Source organism: Quadrisphaera sp. GCM10027208 (genome assembly GCF_042658805.1).
In the GTDB taxonomy this organism is placed as follows: Bacteria; Actinomycetota; Actinomycetes; order Actinomycetales; family SCSIO-59966; genus SCSIO-59966.
Genome location: NZ_JBHSRC010000005.1, coordinates 64,840 through 81,657 on the forward strand (window position 1 = coordinate 64,840; position 16,818 = coordinate 81,657).

At 73.1% G+C, this 16,818-nt stretch carries 17 protein-coding genes; 10 read left to right on the forward strand and 7 right to left on the reverse strand.

Annotation, left to right across the window (positions count from 1 at the left end):
* The first annotated feature begins 223 nt into the window (after positions 1-223).
* The 3 genes from ACFP6A_RS09645 (at position 224) to ACFP6A_RS09655 (ending at position 2,782) form a co-directional block, all read left to right on the forward strand.
* Positions 224-1,141 (forward strand): ABC transporter ATP-binding protein, encoded by a 918-nt coding sequence (locus ACFP6A_RS09645; RefSeq protein WP_379603492.1) that lies wholly within the window; start codon positions 224-226, stop codon positions 1,139-1,141.
* Complete coding sequence (locus ACFP6A_RS09650; RefSeq protein ID WP_379603302.1) at positions 1,141-1,965, forward strand: ABC transporter permease; 825 nt, start codon at positions 1,141-1,143, stop codon at positions 1,963-1,965. The genes ACFP6A_RS09645 and ACFP6A_RS09650 overlap by 1 nt, the downstream gene beginning before the upstream one ends.
* 61 nt (positions 1,966-2,026) lie before the next feature.
* Positions 2,027-2,782, forward strand: a complete 756-nt coding sequence (locus ACFP6A_RS09655; protein WP_379603493.1) for an ABC transporter permease — start codon at positions 2,027-2,029, stop codon at positions 2,780-2,782.
* Here ACFP6A_RS09655 and ACFP6A_RS09660 read toward each other — a convergent pair.
* A complete protein-coding gene (locus tag ACFP6A_RS09660; RefSeq protein WP_379603303.1) occupies positions 2,740-3,108 on the reverse strand; it encodes a pyridoxamine 5'-phosphate oxidase family protein in 369 nt (122 codons plus the stop codon). The genes ACFP6A_RS09655 and ACFP6A_RS09660 overlap by 43 nt on opposite strands.
* Positions 3,109-3,371: 263 nt before the next feature.
* Between ACFP6A_RS09660 and recA the strand changes: the two genes are divergently transcribed.
* From recA to rny, 3 genes are all read left to right on the forward strand, one after another.
* Positions 3,372-4,418: a recombinase RecA gene (recA, locus tag ACFP6A_RS09665; protein WP_379603304.1), complete on the forward strand. Its 1,047-nt coding sequence runs from the start codon at positions 3,372-3,374 to the stop codon at positions 4,416-4,418.
* Positions 4,419-4,501: 83 nt separating this feature from the next.
* Complete coding sequence (locus tag ACFP6A_RS09670) at positions 4,502-5,170, forward strand: regulatory protein RecX (RefSeq protein ID WP_379603305.1); 669 nt, start codon at positions 4,502-4,504, stop codon at positions 5,168-5,170.
* Positions 5,171-5,218: 48 nt separating this feature from the next.
* The gene (gene rny, locus ACFP6A_RS09675; RefSeq protein WP_379603306.1) at positions 5,219-6,766 is read left to right on the forward strand and encodes a ribonuclease Y; all 1,548 of its coding nucleotides are present in this window, start codon (positions 5,219-5,221) and stop codon (positions 6,764-6,766) included.
* Here rny and ACFP6A_RS09680 read toward each other — a convergent pair.
* The 4 genes from ACFP6A_RS09680 to ACFP6A_RS09695 form a co-directional block, all read right to left on the reverse strand.
* Entirely contained in the window at positions 6,723-7,646 is a 924-nt protein-coding gene (locus ACFP6A_RS09680; RefSeq protein ID WP_379603307.1) for an amino acid ABC transporter permease, read from the reverse strand. The two genes, rny and ACFP6A_RS09680, sit on opposite strands and share 44 nt — an antisense overlap.
* Positions 7,643-8,290 (reverse strand): amino acid ABC transporter permease, encoded by a 648-nt coding sequence (locus ACFP6A_RS09685; protein ID WP_379603308.1) that lies wholly within the window; start codon positions 8,288-8,290, stop codon positions 7,643-7,645. Before ACFP6A_RS09685 ends, ACFP6A_RS09680 begins: the two co-directional genes overlap by 4 nt.
* A gap of 69 nt (positions 8,291-8,359) precedes the next feature.
* Entirely contained in the window at positions 8,360-9,226 is an 867-nt protein-coding gene (locus ACFP6A_RS09690; protein ID WP_379603309.1) for a glutamate ABC transporter substrate-binding protein, read from the reverse strand.
* A gap of 76 nt (positions 9,227-9,302) precedes the next feature.
* Positions 9,303-10,043 carry an amino acid ABC transporter ATP-binding protein gene (locus ACFP6A_RS09695; protein ID WP_379603310.1) on the reverse strand — a complete coding sequence of 247 codons (741 nt, stop codon included), beginning with the start codon at positions 10,041-10,043 and terminating at the stop codon, positions 9,303-9,305.
* Positions 10,044-10,277: 234 nt separating this feature from the next.
* On the opposite strand from ACFP6A_RS09695, the gene miaB reads away from it, so the two are divergent.
* From miaB to dapF, 3 genes are all read left to right on the forward strand, one after another.
* Positions 10,278-11,756 carry a tRNA (N6-isopentenyl adenosine(37)-C2)-methylthiotransferase MiaB gene (gene miaB / locus ACFP6A_RS09700; protein WP_379603311.1) on the forward strand — a complete coding sequence of 493 codons (1,479 nt, stop codon included), beginning with the start codon at positions 10,278-10,280 and terminating at the stop codon, positions 11,754-11,756.
* Between the two features lie 329 nt (positions 11,757-12,085).
* A complete protein-coding gene (miaA, locus tag ACFP6A_RS09705; protein WP_379603494.1) occupies positions 12,086-13,072 on the forward strand; it encodes a tRNA (adenosine(37)-N6)-dimethylallyltransferase MiaA in 987 nt (328 codons plus the stop codon).
* A 9-nt stretch (positions 13,073-13,081) separates the two neighbouring features.
* Positions 13,082-14,011 carry a diaminopimelate epimerase gene (gene dapF / locus ACFP6A_RS09710; RefSeq protein WP_379603312.1) on the forward strand — a complete coding sequence of 310 codons (930 nt, stop codon included), beginning with the start codon at positions 13,082-13,084 and terminating at the stop codon, positions 14,009-14,011.
* Positions 14,012-14,058: 47 nt separating this feature from the next.
* Here dapF and ACFP6A_RS09715 read toward each other — a convergent pair whose 3' ends face one another.
* The gene (locus tag ACFP6A_RS09715) at positions 14,059-15,606 is read right to left on the reverse strand and encodes an S-layer homology domain-containing protein (RefSeq protein WP_379603313.1); all 1,548 of its coding nucleotides are present in this window, start codon (positions 15,604-15,606) and stop codon (positions 14,059-14,061) included.
* A 219-nt stretch (positions 15,607-15,825) separates the two neighbouring features.
* Between ACFP6A_RS09715 and ACFP6A_RS09720 the strand changes: the two genes are divergently transcribed.
* Complete coding sequence (locus ACFP6A_RS09720) at positions 15,826-16,029, forward strand: hypothetical protein (protein ID WP_379603314.1); 204 nt, start codon at positions 15,826-15,828, stop codon at positions 16,027-16,029.
* Between the two features lie 19 nt (positions 16,030-16,048).
* Here the strand turns inward: ACFP6A_RS09720 and ACFP6A_RS09725 are convergent, their stop codons facing one another.
* Entirely contained in the window at positions 16,049-16,675 is a 627-nt protein-coding gene (locus ACFP6A_RS09725) for a class I SAM-dependent methyltransferase (RefSeq protein WP_379603315.1), read from the reverse strand.
* Between the last annotated feature and the right edge of the window lie 143 nt (positions 16,676-16,818).

The window sequence follows — 16,818 nt, forward strand, 5'->3', positions numbered from 1 at the left end:
CGTGATCGGGGGGGCAGACCAGGGAAGGCCATCGTTACCGAATAGTGACCAACGAGGACGGTCTCGTGGACCGGATCGGCGTCCGAGGGCGGGACGGGGAAACGCCTTCGCGGGATGTCGGGCCCCGGGGTTAGGGTGCGGAACCGTGCGACCACCCGTCGAGGCGAGCAGCGAGGCGAGACCTGCCGGGGCCGGTTCACCACCTCCGTCCGGGGACGCCGACGTGCTCATCGAGGCCCGGAACCTGACCAAGCGGTTCGGCGACTTCACCGCCGTCGACGGGATCGACGTCCAGGTTCATCGCGGCGAGGCGTTCGGCTTCCTCGGGCCGAACGGCGCCGGGAAGTCCTCGACGATGCGGATGATCGGCTGCGTGTCCCCGCCGTCCGGTGGTGACCTGCGGATCCTCGGGATGGACCCGCGCACCGACGGGCCCGCCATCCGCGCCAGGCTCGGCGTCGTCCCGCAGCGGGACACCCTCGACGAGGAGCTGACGGTCGAGGAGAACATCCTCGTCTACGGCCGCTACTTCGGGCTGCCCCGCGCCCTGGTGCGTGAGCGCGCCCGTGAGCTGCTCGAGTTCGCCCAGCTCACCGAGCGTGCCGGCGCCAAGGTGGAGCCGCTGTCCGGCGGGATGAAGCGGCGGCTGACGATCGCGCGGTCACTCGTCAACGCCCCGGAGATCCTCCTGCTCGACGAGCCGACCACCGGGCTCGACCCGCAGGCCCGGCACGCCCTGTGGGACCGGCTGTTCCGACTCAAGCGCTCCGGCGTCACCCTTGTGCTCACCACGCACTACATGGACGAGGCGGAGCAGCTGTGCGACCGGCTCGTCGTCATGGACCGCGGCCGGATCGTCGCCGAGGGCTCTCCGCGCTCGCTCATCGAGCAGTACTCGACCCGGGAGGTGCTCGAGCTGCGGTTCGCCGTCGACGACCACGCCCCGCTGGCCGCCGCCGTCGACGGTCTGGCGGAGCGGGTCGAGGTGCTGCCCGACCGGCTCCTGCTGTACACCGACGACGGGGACGCCGCGACCGCCGCCCTGCACCAGCGCGGCGTCGAGCCGCTGTCGAGCCTGGTGCGCCGCAGCACGCTGGAGGACGTCTTCCTGCGGCTCACCGGTCGGACCCTGGTGGACTGATGAGCGCGCCGACCCTGCCCGCGCACGGCACCGCCGCGGCCGTCGTCCACCGCCCCGGCAGGATGTGGACGCGGGCGCTGTCCTACTGGCTGCTGAACTACCGGCGGACCTGGCGCGGGTCGGTGGTGTCGAGCTTCCTCACCCCGCTGCTGTTCCTCGCCGCGATGGGGTTCGGGCTCGCCACCCTCGTCGACCGTGGCCCGGACGACGCGCTCGGCGTCCCGTACGTCTCGTTCATCGCCCCCGGGGTGCTCGCCGCCACCGCGATGCAGACGGCGGTGGGAGAGTCCACGTTCAGCGTCATGGGCGCGATCAAGTGGCAGCGGCAGTACCACGCCATGCTCGCCGGGCCGATGGGCGTCACCGACGTTCTCGTCGGTCACCTCGTCTACGTCGCGCTGCGGGTGCTGGTGACCAGCGCGGTGTTCCTCCTCGTCGCCGGCGCCCTCGGGGTGCTCCTGTCGTGGTGGGTGGTGCTCGCCCTGCCGGTTGCCGTGCTCACCGGGATGGCCTTCGCGACACCGGTGTTCGCCTTCGCCGCCACCACCGAGTCCGACGCCGGGTTCAACGTGCTGTTCCGGTTCGTCGTCATGCCCCTGTTCCTGTTCTCCGGCACGTTCTTCCCGATCAGCCAGCTGCCCGGCGTCCTGCAGCCCGTCGCCTGGTTCACCCCGCTGTGGCACGGAGTGTCGGCGAGCCGGGCGCTGTCCCTGGGGACCGCGGAGGTGCTGCCGGTGCTCGGCCACGTGCTCGTCCTGGCGGTGTGGACGGCGGGCGGCTTCCTGCTCGCCCGGCGCGCCTTCCGCTCCCGGCTGGAGGTGTGAGGTGAGCGTCCCGGTCGCCACCCGGCTGGCCCGCGCCGTCCCGCTGCCCGCCGGGGCCGGGATGGCCCGCACCCTCGTCGAGCGCAACGTGCGCGCCTTCCGGCACGGGTGGATCACCTTGGTGTCCGGCTTCTTCGAGCCGGTCTTCTACCTGTTCTCCCTCGGGGTGGGGCTCGGCTCGCTCGTCGGCACCGTGACGACCGACTCCGGCGCCGAGGTGGCCTACGCCGCGTTCGTCGCGCCGGCACTGCTCGCCGCCTCGGCGATGAACGGAGCGGTCTACGACTCCACGTTCAACGTCTTCTTCAAGCTGAAGTACGCGAAGCTCTACGACTCGGTGCTGGCCACCCCGCTCGGTCCGCGGGACGTCGCGGTCGGGGAGATCAGCTGGGCGCTGCTGCGCGGGCAGGTGTACGCGGTGGCGTTCCTCGTCGTCGTGGCGGTGGCGGGTCTGGTCGAGTCGTGGTGGGCGCTGCTCGCGCTGCCCGCCGCCACCCTGATCGGGTTCGCGTTCGCCGGCGTCGGCATGGCCGCGACGACGTTCATGCGCAGCTGGGTCGACTTCGACTACGTCCAGCTCGCCATCCTGCCGATGTTCCTGTTCTCCGCGACGTTCTTCCCGCTGTCGACGTACCCGGACTCGCTCCAGGTCGTCGTGCAGGCCACGCCGCTGTACCACGGGGTGGCGCTCGTGCGCGACGTCATGATCGGCCAGCTGCACGTCGGCCTGCTCGGCCACGTCGCGTACCTCGTCGTCATGGGGCTGGTCGGGTTCTACGTCACCGGCCGGCGGCTCGAGCGGCTGCTGCTGTCCTGAGCCGCGACCGGCGCCGGTCGGTGCAGGACGGCCGAGGACGGCCGGACGACGAGGGACCCGTCCTCGTCGGCGGCGGCGGTGCCGTCGACGACGAGGGTGAACCCGCCGGGCTCCGCAGGTGGGTAGGCGAGGGTGACGTCGGGGCGGGCGCCGGCGTTGGCGCGGGTCCGGCGTCCGGGCTCGGCCACCCGCAGCCCGGAGGCGGTGAGCGCGGGGACGACGGCGACCACGTGCACCCGGGCGTCGTCGGAGACCGTCATGAGATAGGCCCACGGGCGGTCGGCGAGTGCTCCGGCGAGGTCCTCGAGCGGGACGGGGATGGTCACCCGGTCACTGTAGGTGCCGTCGGGCGCGCTGCGGCGTGTCGCCCGACGCTCGAACACCTGTACGTCCTAGGGTTGTGCACAACCTCGGCCGGGGTGCCGCCGCCGTCCACAGCGGCGGTCCTCCTGCCGGGCGGTGTCGGTGGCGGCGGTTAGCGTTCCCGGCGATGAAGACCCCAGCAGCCACGACAGCGAAGACCCCAGCAGCCACCGCAGCACGGACCACGCAGCCCCGGCGCCCCGCGCCGCCGACCAGAGGTGAGGCCATGCCCGCTCCCGCAGACCGTGAGAAGGCACTCGACACCGCTCTCGCGCAGATCGACCGACAGTTCGGCAAGGGCTCCGTCATGCGCCTTGGCGACGACGTGCGTCCCCCGGTCGAGGTCATCCCCACCGGGTCGATCGCCCTCGACGTCGCCCTCGGCATCGGCGGCCTGCCCCGCGGCCGGGTCGTGGAGATCTACGGCCCGGAGTCCAGCGGCAAGACGACCGTCGCCCTCCACGCGGTCGCCAACGCGCAGAAGACCGGCGGCATCGCGGCGTTCATCGACGCCGAGCACGCCCTGGACCCGGAGTACGCGAAGCGGCTCGGTGTCGACACCGACGCCCTCCTCGTCTCCCAGCCGGACACCGGCGAGCAGGCCTTGGAGATCGCGGACATGCTGATCCGCTCCGGGGCGCTCGACATCATCGTCATCGACTCGGTGGCCGCGCTCGTGCCCCGCGCGGAGATCGAGGGCGAGATGGGGGACAGCCACGTCGGGCTGCAGGCCCGGCTGATGTCCCAGGCGCTGCGGAAGATCACCGGCGCGCTGAGCCACTCCAAGACCACCGCCATCTTCATCAATCAGCTGCGCGAGAAGATCGGCGTGATGTTCGGCTCCCCCGAGACCACGACCGGGGGCAAGGCGCTGAAGTTCTACGCCTCGATCCGGCTGGACGTCCGCCGGATCGAGACGCTCAAGGACGGCAGCGAGCCGGTCGGCAACCGGACCCGCGTCAAGGTCGTCAAGAACAAGATGTCGCCGCCGTTCAAGCAGGCGGAGTTCGACATCCTCTACGGCGTCGGCATCTCCCGGGAGGGTGGTCTCATCGACATGGGTGTCGAGCAGGGCTTCGTGCGCAAGTCCGGCGCCTGGTACACCTACGAGGGCGACCAGCTCGGGCAGGGCAAGGAGAACGCCCGCGCCTTCCTGCGGGACAACCCCGACCTCGCCGACGAGCTGGAGAAGAAGATCAAGGAGAAGCTCGGGGTCGGGCCGCGCCTCGACGCGCCGGCCGACCTGCCGGCCGACCCGCCGGTCGACTTCTGAGCCGTCCGGCGCCGGTTCACACCGCCGATGAGCAGGACGAGCAGAACGAGCAGAACGACCAGGACGAGCGGGAGGGCGCACAGGTGAGCACGGGACCGCGCCGCCCCCGGGGCCGCCGGCCGGCCGAGGAACCACCGCAGTCGGGACCAGCGGCCGCCGACCCCGAGCCGGACCCGGAGTCGGTCGCCCGCGCCATCGCCTTGCGCCAGCTCACCGCCGCACCCCGGACGCGGCACCAGCTGGCCGAGGCGATGGCCCGCCGCGACGTCCCCGAGGACGTCGCCGGCAGGGTGCTCGACCGGTTCGAGGAGGTGCGCCTCGTCGACGACGCCGAGTACGCCCGCACGTGGGTGCGGTCCCGTTCGGCGGGTAAGGGCCTGGCCCGCCGTGCCCTGGCCCAGGAGCTCCGCCACCGCGGGGTCGACGACGACACCGTCCGGGAGGCGCTCGAGGAGCTCGAGCCGGACGACGAGCTGCGCAGCGCCCGGGCCCTCGTCGAGCGCCGGCTGCCGGCCACCCGGGGTCTTGACCGGGAGCGGCGCACCCGGCGCCTCGCCTCGATGCTTGCCCGCAAGGGCTACCCGCCGGGGACGGCGATCGCGGTCGTCCGGGACGCTCTCGCCGCGGAGGCGCAGACGTCGGCCGGCGAGGAGCCCGGTGCCGGCCTGGCCCACGACGCGGGCAACGCCGGTGAGGCCGGCGAGGCCTTCGGTCCGGACCATCCGCCGGGTCTGGCCGCCGACGACGGGTGACGCCGAGGTAGCCTCCCAGAACGGTAGGCAGCTGGCAGGAGGTGCGCCGTGGCGGATCTCGCCGGGATCGTCGTCCTCGTCCTGGGACTGCTCGTCGCCGCTGCCCTCACCGTGCTGGCCCGACGGGAGGCACGGGCCCTGCACGCTCGCGCCGAGCGCGAGGTCGCCGAGGCCCACGCCCGGGCGCAGGAGCTGCTCGCCGAGACCCGCTCCGAGCGTGAGCGCGCCGACAAGGAGGTCGCTGCCCGGGAGCGCCGACTCGTCCAGCGGGAGGCCCGCCTCGTCGAGGCGGTCAACCGGCTCGACGCCGACCGCCTCGAGCTGGAGCAGGCGCGTCGACGGCTCGAGGCGGACCTGGCCGCGGCCCGCCGGGAAGCCGAGGAGCAGCGTGCGGCACTGGACGCCGAGGAGGCCGAGCGGCGCGCCGCCTGGAAGGTCGCGGACGAGGCGCGGCGCACCGAGCTCGAGCGCGTCGCCGGACTCACCGCCGAACAGGCCCGGGCCGAGGTCGTCTCCGAGGTGCGGGACTCCGCTCGCCTCGAAGCGCTCGGCACGGTCCGCCGGATCGAGGAGGAGGCCCGGCGCGACGGGGAGGCGATCGCCCGTCGGATCGTGGCGGACGCCGTCCAGCGGGTCGCCTCGGACCAGACCGCCGAGTCCGTCGTCAGCGTCGTCCACCTGCCGAACGACGAGATGAAGGGACGCATCATCGGCCGGGAGGGCCGCAACATCCGGCACTTCGAGGCCGTCACCGGCGTCAATCTCGTCGTCGACGACGCGCCCGGCGCGGTCCTGCTCTCCTGCTTCGACCCGGTGCGCCGAGAGCGGGCTCGGTTGGCGCTGGAGGCCCTCGTCGCCGACGGCCGGATCCACCCCGGCCGGATCGAGGCGGCCGTCGAGGCCGCGGACGCCGACCTCGCCCGGGCCATCGAGCGGGCCGGTGCCCGGGCCGTCGAGCAGGCAGGGGTCACCGGGCTGCACCCCGAGCTCGTTCGCACCCTCGGCGCCCTGCACCTGCGCACCTCCTACGGGCAGAACGTGCTCGCGCACCTCGTCGAGAGCGCCCACCTCGCCGGCGTGATGGCCGCCGAGCTCGGGGTCGACGTCGCCCTGGTCAAGCGCTGCGCCCTGTTGCACGACATCGGCAAGGCGCTCACTCACGAGGCCGAGGGCACGCACGCCGCCGTCGGCGCCGAGCTGGCGCGTCGCTACGGGGAGCCGGACGACGTCGTGCACGCCATCGCCGCCCACCACGACGAGGTGCCGCCGCAGACGGTCGAGGCGGTGCTCACCCAGGCCGCGGACGCCTGCTCCGGCGGGCGGCCGGGCGCCCGCCGCGAGGCCCTGGAGACCTACGTCCAGCGGCTGCACCGGCTCGAGGAGATCGCCGGGTCCCGGCCCGGGGTGGAGAAGGTCTACGCGATGTCCGCCGGCCGTGAGGTCCGGGTGATGGTCCGCCCCGAGGAGGTGGACGACCTCGCCGCAGACCTGCTGGCCCGTGACATCGCCCGCCAGGTCACCGAGGAGCTTACCTACCCGGGGCAGATCCGGATCACTGTCGTTCGCGAGTCCCGGGCGACCGCGACTGCGACGTAGCGGTGGGGACGGACCCACCCCTGGTGCCCACCCCGCCGTCCGGGGTGTTCTCGTCGACGTTCACCGGGGCGACGTCCCCGCCGCCTCCGCTGCGCGAGCGGGACAGCACCCGCTCGGTGAGCACCGCCAGCCGGGAGACGAGGAAGTTCACCGTGATGTAGATGGCAGCGGCGACGAAGAAGACCGAGAACAGGTACCGGTTGCCGAAGAAGTCGCGCAGGTTCTGCACCGACCGCAGCAGCTCGAGGTAGCCGACGATGTAGCCGAGCGAGGTGTCCTTGAGCAGGACGACGAGCTGGCTGACCAGGGACGGCAGCATCTGCCGGACCGCCTGCGGCAGCAGGATCATCCGCAGCGTCTGGAAGTGGGTGAGCCCGATCGCGTACGCCGCCTCCGACTGGCCCTTCGGCAGCGACAGGATGCCGGCCCGCAGGATCTCGCCCATCACGGCTGCGTTGTAGATCGTCAGTCCGATGACGACGGCCCAGAACAGCGACACCGGCAGCAGCAGCGCGCCGGCGAGCATGAGCAGCACGACCGGCAGTCCGCGGAACAGCTCGATGACCACTGCGGTGCTACGCCGGACGAGCCCGTTGCCCGACATCCGCAGCACGGCCAGGACGACGGCGAGGACGCCGGCGAGCACCGCGCCGGTGGCGGCCGCCTGCAGCGTGGCGAGCAGCCCCCTGCCGAGGAACTCCCACACGTCGGTCCGCTCGACGAAGATGTCCCAGCGGTCGGCGTCGAGGAGCCCGCGAGAGCTGAACTGGACGAGGACGAAGGCGGCCACGCCGGCGAGCACTAAGGCGCCGGCGACGGTGCCGACCTGGATCAGCCGGCGGGTGCGGGGGCCGGGTTCGTCGTACAGGACCGAGCTCATCGGGCGAACGCCGCCTTCCGCTCCGCCCAGCCGGCGAGGGCGCCGGCCGGGATCGTGATGAGCAGGTAGAACAGAGCGACCCCGAGCAGCACCCAGGGGACCTGGTCGGACAGCGAGTTCGACAGCCGGCGCCCCACGTTGAACAGCTCCGCGACGAAGAACCCGCCAGCCACCGACGTGTTCTTGGTCAGCGCGATGAAGATGTTGATGAGCGGCGGGATGACCGTGCGGAACGCCTGGGGCAGGATGATGTGACGTAGCGACTGGCCGAACGTCAGGCCGATGGAGCGGGCCGCCTCCGCCTGCCCCACCCCGACCGAGTTCACCCCGGACCGGACCGCCTCGCAGACGAACGCCGCGGTGTACACGCTCAGGGCGACGACCGCCGAGGAGTAGAACGGCACCTGGATGCCCACCTGCGGCATGACGAAGACGGTGAAGAAGAACACCACCGTCAGCGGGGTGTTGCGGACCGTCTCGACGTACCAGGCGCCGGCGAGCCGCAACGGCGGGATGGGGGAGACGCGGAACGCCCCGAGCACGGTGCCCAGCACCAGGGCCAGGGCACCGGACACGACCGCCAGGCTCAGCGTCGTCGTGAAGCCTTCCCAGTACAGGTCGGCGTTGTCGATGATGGCGTCCACGTCACCTCCTCGGCGCGGTCCGGCGACGTCCCGGGCCCGACGGACGGGCCCGGGACGTCGTCCAGGTCGTCAGTACCGGTCGACCGCCGGCGGCTCCGGGGTCTCCAGGACGGTGCCCGCGGTCTTCTCCCAGGCCTCCGCCCAGGCGCCGTTCTCGTAGGACTCCTCGAGGACGTCGTTGATGAAGTCGCGGAAGGCGTCGTCGCCCTTCTGCAGGCCGATGCCGTACGGCTCCTCGGTGAAGGGCTCCCCGACGATCTTGAACTCACCGGGGTTCTGGTCCACGAAGCCGGACAGGATGACGTTGTCCGTCGTCACGGCGTCCACCTGGCCGTTGCGCAGCGGCTCGAGGCAGTTGCCGTAGGCGTCGGTGAGCGACAGCTCCGCCTCGGGGAAGTTCTCCCGGATGTTCTCCGCCGGGGTCGAGCCCTCCACGGTGCAGACGGTCTTGCCGGCCAGGTCCTCCGGGCCGTTGATGTCGGTGTTCTCCTCGAGCACGAGGAGGGTCTGGCCGGCGACGAAGTACGGGCCGGCGAAGTCGACCCGCTCCTTGCGGGCGTCGTTGATCGTGTAGGTGGCGACGACGATGTCGACGCGGCCCTCCTCGATGAACGACTCACGGTTGGCCGAGACGGTCTCGACCCACTCGATGTTCTCCGGCTCGATGCCCAGCTCGGCGGCGATGAGCTTGCCGATCTCGACGTCGAAGCCCTCCGGGTCACCGCTGGGGCCGCGCAGGCCGAACAGCGGCTGGTCGAACTTCGTGCCGATGGTGATGGAGTCGGCCTCGGCGAGCTCGGCCATGGTGGTGCCGGCCTCGAACTCGGGGCTCTCCTCCACCTCGGTGACGGGCTCGTCCTCCCCGCCTCCGCAGGCGGACAGGGTCAGGGCCGCGACGGCCAGGCCGGCGGCGAAAGTGCTGCGACGGAACCGCATGAGGTGGTCCTCCAGTGTCGGTGTGCGGGTGGTTCGGACGGCGCCAGTGCGGCTGCGCCCGCCGTGGGTGAGCATCTCAGTGGGTCAGGATCTTCGACAGGAAGTCCTGCGCCCGCGGGGACTGAGGATTGGTGAAGAACTCGTCGGGGGTGCTGGTCTCGACGATCTCGCCGCCGGCCATGAACACGACGCGGTTCGCCGCGCGGCGGGCGAACCCCATCTCGTGGGTGACGACGATCATGGTCATGCCCTCCTGGGCGAGGTTCGTCATGACGTCGAGCACCTCGTTGATCATCTCGGGGTCGAGTGCCGACGTGGGCTCGTCGAAGAGCATCACCTTGGGGTCCATGGCCAGGGCCCGGGCGATCGCGACGCGCTGCTGCTGGCCGCCGGAGAGCTGGGCCGGGTACTTGTCCGCCTGGTCGGCCACGCCGACGCGCTCGAGGAGCTGGCGGGCCCGCTGCTCGACGGCGTCCTTCTTCTGCCGTCGCACCTTCAGCGGACCGAGCGTCACGTTCTCCAGCACGGTCTTGTGGGCGAACAGGTTGAAGGACTGGAACACCATGCCGACGTCCGCGCGCAGCCGGGCGAGGTCCTTGCCCTCCTCCGGCAGCGGCACGCCGTCCAGGGTGATCCGGCCGGACTCGATGGGTTCGAGCCGGTTGATGGCTCGGCACAGCGTGGACTTGCCGGACCCCGACGGGCCGATGACGACGACCACCTCACCACGGTGCACGGTGAGGTCGATGTCCTTGAGGACGTGCAGGTCGCCGAAGTGCTTGTTGACCTTCTCCAGCACGACGAGGGGCTCGGACATGGTGCGGAACCTAGCGTTCCGGACAGCCTGAGCACACCATCGCGCCGAGATCAGGCCCCGACTGTGACCATCCCGCAACCTCCCCGGTGATCATGCAATCCCGCCACCCTGCCCCCTCCCCTCGGTGATCATGCAATCCCGCCACCCTCCCCCCTCCCGTCGGTGATCATGCAATCCCGCCACCCTCGTGCGCGGCCTCGGCCCCGGCCCGGACGACGTACCCTGGACGGCGCCATGACGACCCCCCGCAGCTACACCGTGCGCACCTTCGGGTGCCAGATGAACGTCCACGACTCCGAGCGCCTCGCCGGCCTGCTCGAGGACGCCGGGTACGTGCCGGCGACCGACCCGGACGCCGCGGACGTCGTCGTCCTCAACACCTGCGCCGTCCGGGAGAACGCGGACAACAAGCTCTACGGCAACCTCGGCCACCTCGCCCCGCGCAAGGCCGGCCGGCCGGGGATGCAGATCGCCGTCGGCGGCTGCCTGGCCCAGAAGGACCGCGACACGATCGTGCGGCGCGCCCCGTGGGTCGACGTCGTCTTCGGCACGCACAACATCGGCTCGCTGCCGGCGTTGCTCGAGCGGGCCCGGCACAACGCGGAGGCCCAGGTCGAGATCCTCGAGGCGCTCGAGGTGTTCCCCTCCACCCTGCCGACCAAGCGCGACAGCACGTCGTCCGGGTGGGTGTCGATCAGTGTCGGCTGCAACAACACCTGCACGTTCTGCATCGTGCCGTCGCTGCGCGGCAAGGAGAAGGACCGCCGGCCCGGGGACGTCCTCGCCGAGGTGCAGGCGCTCGTCGACGACGGCGCCGTCGAGGTCACCCTGCTCGGGCAGAACGTCAACACCTACGGCGTCGAGTTCGGCGACCGGGAGGCGTTCGGCAAGCTGCTGCGCGCCTGCGGCACCATCGAGGGCCTCGAACGGGTCCGGTTCACCAGTCCCCACCCGGCTGCGTTCACCGACGACGTCATCGCCGCGATGGCCGAGACCCCCAACGTCATGCCGCAGCTGCACATGCCGCTGCAGTCCGGCTCGGACCGGGTGCTGCGCGCGATGCGCCGGTCCTACCGGTCGGCGCGGTTCCTCGACATCCTCGACCGGGTGCGGGCGCGCATCCCGGACGCCGCGATCACCACCGACATCATCGTCGGCTTTCCGGGGGAGACCGAGGAGGACTTCCAGGCCACCCTGGACGTCGTGGAGCGGGCCAGGTTTGCTCAGGCCTTCACCTTTCAGTACTCCCGCCGACCGGGGACGCCGGCCGCCGACCTGCCGGACCAGCTCCCGAAGGCGGTGGTCCAGGAGCGCTACGAGCGGCTCGTCGCCCTGCAGGAGCAGATCTCCTGGGAGGAGAACCGGGCTCAGGAGGGGCGGGAGCTCGAGGTGCTCGTCTCGGTGGGCGAGGGGCGCAAGGACGACGCCACCGCTCGGCTGACCGGCCGGGCCCGCGACGGTCGGCTCGTGCACTTCGCGCTCGGTGACGCCGCCGAGGTGCCCCGGCCCGGCGACGTCGTCACCGTTCGGGTCGACTACGGCGCTCCGCACCACCTTGTTGCCGACGGCGGGGTCATCGCGCTGCGCCGGACCCGGGCCGGGGACGCGTGGGACCGGCGGCAGGCCGACACCTGCGGCGTCCCGGCGACCGCGGCAGCGGGTGCCGCGGCGGGTAGTCCGGTCCCGCTGGGGCTGCCCACGCTGCGCCACTGACCCGTTGTGCCGCCGACCCGCTGACCCGCCGACCCGCCGACCTGCCGACCTGCCGCCCACCGACCCGCTGCGCCCCCTTCATCCGTGATCATGCAATCCCGCCACCCACCCGCTCGCAGAATGCTGGGTTGTGGGCGCGACACGCCGGCCAGGCTGTGCTGAGCGCAGCATTCTGTGCTGGAGGCGCGCCACCCGATGTGGGCTGACATGGCAACCAAGACCACCTCGCGGGGTGGCGGGATTGCATGATCACCGAGGGGTGGGGCTCGCGGGGTGGCGGGATTGCATGATCACCGAGGAGGGTGGGTGTGAGGACGACGAGGGCGGTCGTGGTGGCGGTGGTGGGGCCGACGGCCACCGGCAAGTCCGACCTCGCCCTCGACCTCGCCGAGGCCCTCGCGGACCGTGGCCGCCCGGGGGAGGTGGTCAACGCCGACGCCTCGCAGCTGTACCGGGGGATGGACGTCGGCACCGCCAAGGTCCCGCTGGACCAGCGCCGCGGCGTCCCGCACCACCAGCTCGACGTCCTCGACGTCACCGAGGAGGCCAGCGTCGCGGCCTACCAGCGGCACGCCCGCGCCGACCTCGCCGCGGTAGCCGCCCGTGGGGGCACCCCGCTGCTCGTCGGTGGCTCCGGGCTGTACGTCCGCGCCGTCCTCGACGAGCTCGACCTGCCCGGCACCGACCCCGCCGTCCGGGCCCGGCTGGAGGCCGAGGCCGCCGACGTCGGACCGGCGGCTCTGCACGCCCGCCTGGCCGCCGTCGACCCCGCCGCGGCCTCGGCGATCCTGCCCGGCAACGTGCGCCGCGTCGTCCGGGCCCTGGAGGTCGTCGAGATCACCGGGCGCCCGTTCACCGCGACCCTGCCGACCGGACGACCGGCGATGCCCTCGGTGCGGCTGGGGCTCACCCTGCCGCGGCCGGTGCTCGACGAGCGGATCGCCGCCCGCGTCGACGCCATGTGGGCAAGCGGCCTGGTCGACGAGGTGCGCCGGCTGGAGGCCGCGGGGCTGCGTCGCGGCCGGACGGCGTCCCGCGCCGTCGGCTACGCCCAGGTGCTCGACCTGCTCGACGGCAGGCTCACCGACAGCCAGGCACGCGCTGACACGGTCCGCGCGACCCGCCGGCTCGCCCGCCGTCAGGAGCGGTGGTTCGCCCGTGACCAGCGCGTCGTCTGGCTGGACGCGGCCGCCCCCGACCTGCTCGACCGGGCCCTGGCCGTCGTGGACGCCGTGGACTCTCTGGACGACGTGGACGCCGTGGACGCGGCGGACGCCGGCCCCGCGGCGGACGGCGCCCAACGGCCCGGCCCGTAGGCTCGAGCCATGGGCGAGGGCATCCGGTTCACCAAGGGGCACGGCACCGAGAACGACTTCGTCCTCGTGCCCGACCCCGACGGCGACCTCGACCTCGACGCCCGTCTCGTCGCCCGCATCTGCGACCGGCGCGCCGGTGTCGGCGGCGACGGGCTCATCCGGGTGGTCCGCACCGCGGCGCTGGGCGAGGACGTGCCGGACTCCGCCGCCAGCGAGTGGTTTATGGACTACCGCAACGCCGACGGCACCGTCGCCGAGATGTGCGGCAACGGCGTCCGGGTGCTCACCGCCTACCTGCTGCGCGAGCGGCTCGTCGAGCCCGGGGCGCTCGCCGCCGGGCTGCCGATCGGCACCCGCGACGGGGTCAAGACCGTCCGGGACGGCGGCACGGCCGGGGCCGTGGACCCGGCCTGGATCGCCGTCGACATGGGGCCGTGGCGGGTGCCCGGCGGTCGGGACGCCGTCGCCGCCGGTCACGACGCGACGGTGCACGTGCCGGGCCTGGAGGTCGCCCGGCCCGCGCTGTCGGTCGACCTCGGCAACCCGCACACCGTCGTCGCCCTGGCCGAGCACGCCGAGCTCGCCGCCGTCGACCTCACCCGCCCCCCGCTCGTCGAGCCCGTGCCGCTGGACGGCACGAACGTCGAGCTCGTCGTCCCCCTCGACCCCGAGGACGTCGGCGGTGAGACGGTCGGGCGGCTGCGGATGCGGGTGCACGAGCGAGGGGTGGGCGAGACCCGCTCCTGCGGGACCGGGGCCTGCGCGGCCGCCCTGGCCGCGCGGGCCTGGGCCGGTGCGACCGGCCCGGACCGCTGGCTGGTCGACGTCCCGGGTGGGACGCTCGGCGTCCGGGTCAGCGGGTCACGGGTGGAGCTCGCCGGGCCCGCCGTGCTGGTCGCGGACGGCGTCCTGGACCCGGGGTGGGTCGCCGCCGGCTGACGCCGGCGCACACGGGCCCAGACGGGCCCAGACTGGCCCAGACGGCCTCAGGGCCGGGGCGGGACCGCGACCGGCACCGGCTCACAGGTGTCGAGCAGCGACGTGAGCGCGGACTGCTCGGTCGTGTCGACGCTGAGGTCCCACCGGTGCTTCACCGAGACCCACTGGACGGCGTAGGTGCACCGGGCCTCGGGGGACGGCGGGAGCCACTCGGCCGGGTCCCGGTCCCCCTTGCTCTGGTTGACGTTGTCGGTCACCGCCAGCAGCGACCAGTCGTACCCGAGGTCGTTGGCGTAGGCGACCCGCCGGGACGCCGGCCAGCCGTCGGTCCGGATCCCGGACGCCCACGCCTCGGCGAGCGGGACGACGTGGTCGATGTCGACGTCCGAGGCCAGGGTCCACACGGCGCCGTCGTAGGGGGAGGTCCAGCGGCCGGTCGCCACCGTGCACCCGGAGCCGAACGTGACGGCGACCTCCGAGTCGCGCTGCAGCACCTCTGAGCGGGTGTCGCAACCGTCCCCGTCGTCGTCGGTCCACCCGCCGAAGAGGGCGTCCCGGTCATAGCCCGCTCCGGACTCCGGTGCCAGGGGCAGCTCGGCGAGCAGCTGGGCAGCGGTCGTGACCCCACCGTCGGTGGTGCCGTCGGTGCTTCCCGTGGGGGCGGGTGCCCCGCCGTCCGTGCCCGGGGCACTCGGAACGGTCGCCATCCCGGCTTCCACCGTCGCGGCCAGGACGCGGGACAGGAAGGCCGCCATGTGGTCGCGTCGCACCGGATCCCCGGGGCGGTAGGTGCCGTCCGTGCCGCCGGCGGCGAACCCCGCCGCCGCAGCGGTGTCGATGTCGTCGCGGTGGGTGCTGCCGTCGTCGTCCGGGAAGTAGTCGCCGCCCGGGGCCAGTGGGGGCAGGCCGGCCTGACCGGCCCGGTAGTCGTAGGCGCGGACGAGGAACGCCGCCATCTGGGCGCGCGTGACGAGCTGGCGAGGTGAGAAGGTCGTCGTGCTCGTGCCCCGGACGACCTCCGCTGCCGCCAGCTGGTCGATGTCCGCGGCAAAGTTCGAGCCGTCGTCGTCCGTGAACGCGTTCGGTGGCGCGACCGGCAGCGTCCCGCCTGTGTACTGGATGAGCCGCGCGATGAACGCCGCCATCTGCTCCCGGGTCACCGGGTCGGCCGGGGCGTACGTGGTGGTGGTCCGTCCGTTCGCCACCTGCCAGTGCCGGACGCAGTCGACGGCGGTCTCGAACGGGCTGGTCGCCGGGACGTCGGTGAACCCGTCCTCACCGATGACGCCGGGTGGGCACGCCGGGGCGATGTCGCGAGGTTCGGCCACGGGGCGGGGAACGCCCGGGGCGGGCGTCGGCGTGGGGGTGGGCGTCCCGGGCCGGGAGGGCAGCGACTCGCACGCGACGCCGTCGCCGTCCGCGTCGAGCTGGTCCGGGTCGCCGGGGTGGGCGTCGAGGTGGGCCTGCGCGTCCTGCTGGTAGGAGAAGTCCCCGCAGTCGACGTCGTACCCGTGGGACGCGGCCGCCGGGGACGTCAGCGCCCCCGCCGCGACCAGTGCTGCGGCGGCAGCCGTCGTCAGTCGTCGTGCCCGCATCCTGTGCCTCCTCGGTGCCCGCCGGGTGCCTCGGCCCGGTCAGGTTCTGTCCGGTGTGTCGGCCGGCGAGGGCGCGGGCTTGATGCGCGCAGGGACACGGATCTCACGCTGCGGGCAGGCGTCGGCCGCACAGAGTCCGGGCGCGCAGGCAACCTTTCCGGCGTCTCGTGCGTCACACCGGGTGAGAGGGACGACCGGTCGTCACGAGCAGGGGGAGACATGCGGGAGCTCTTCGAGCCGCACGGGGCTGCGCCGGACGCCGCTCTGGCGGCCCAGCGGGTCCGGTTGCGGTCCGCCGTGGGTCCGGTCCAGGACGGCGAGCTCGACCGCGCCGAGCGGCTGCGTCGCCGCGACCAGCTCGTTCACAGCATCGAGCTCTCCCGGCGGCTACGACGCCGCCGGCTCGCCGACCGGACGGCCTGACTGCGGACGAGCGGGCCGGTCAGCCGGCCCGGTGGACCCGCAGCACGCGGAAGCCCTTGGCGCTGCCCACCCGGGTGGTGTCCAGGTCCGGCATCGTGTGCCGCAACCAGGAGTGCAGCGAGTCCGCGCCGAGGTGGCGCTGGACGACGAGGTAGGCCGACGCGCCGTCGTCCAGCCGCGGCAGCCAGCGGGTCATCAGGGCGTGCAGCTCGGTCTTGCCGACCCGGATCGGCGGGTTCGACCACAGGGCGGCGAACCGGACGTCGTCCGGGACCTCCTCGGGGGTCGCCGGCCGGACGTTGCGCAGACCCAGCGACTCGGCGTTGCGCCGCACGAGGTCCAGCGCCCGCGCGTTGACGTCGACCGCCCACACCGTCGCACCCGGGGACAGCATCGCCATCGTCAGCGCGACCGGTCCCCAGCCGCAGCCGAGGTCGAGCAGGTCGCCCCGTTCGGGCGGGTCCGGGACCTCGCGCAGCAGCACCGAGGTGCCCAGGTCGACCCGGTCGGCGCTGAACACCCCGCGCGCGGTCTGCACCTCGACGTCGCGGCCGGCGAGCCGCACCCGCAGGGTCCGCCGCTGGTCCGGGGTCGCGGGGGCGGCGGAGAAGTAGTGGTCGCCGTCCATCGGCGTCGAGTCTGTCATCCGGCGTCCACGTCACTCGCGCCGGAGGTGGGGAGGTCGGGAGGGGAACGGACGGCCGGGACGACCGGGACGACCGCGGGGAAACACGGTCGCGCCGTCCGCTGTTGGAGTGGTCAGATGGTGCCGAACGCGGCACCACGAGT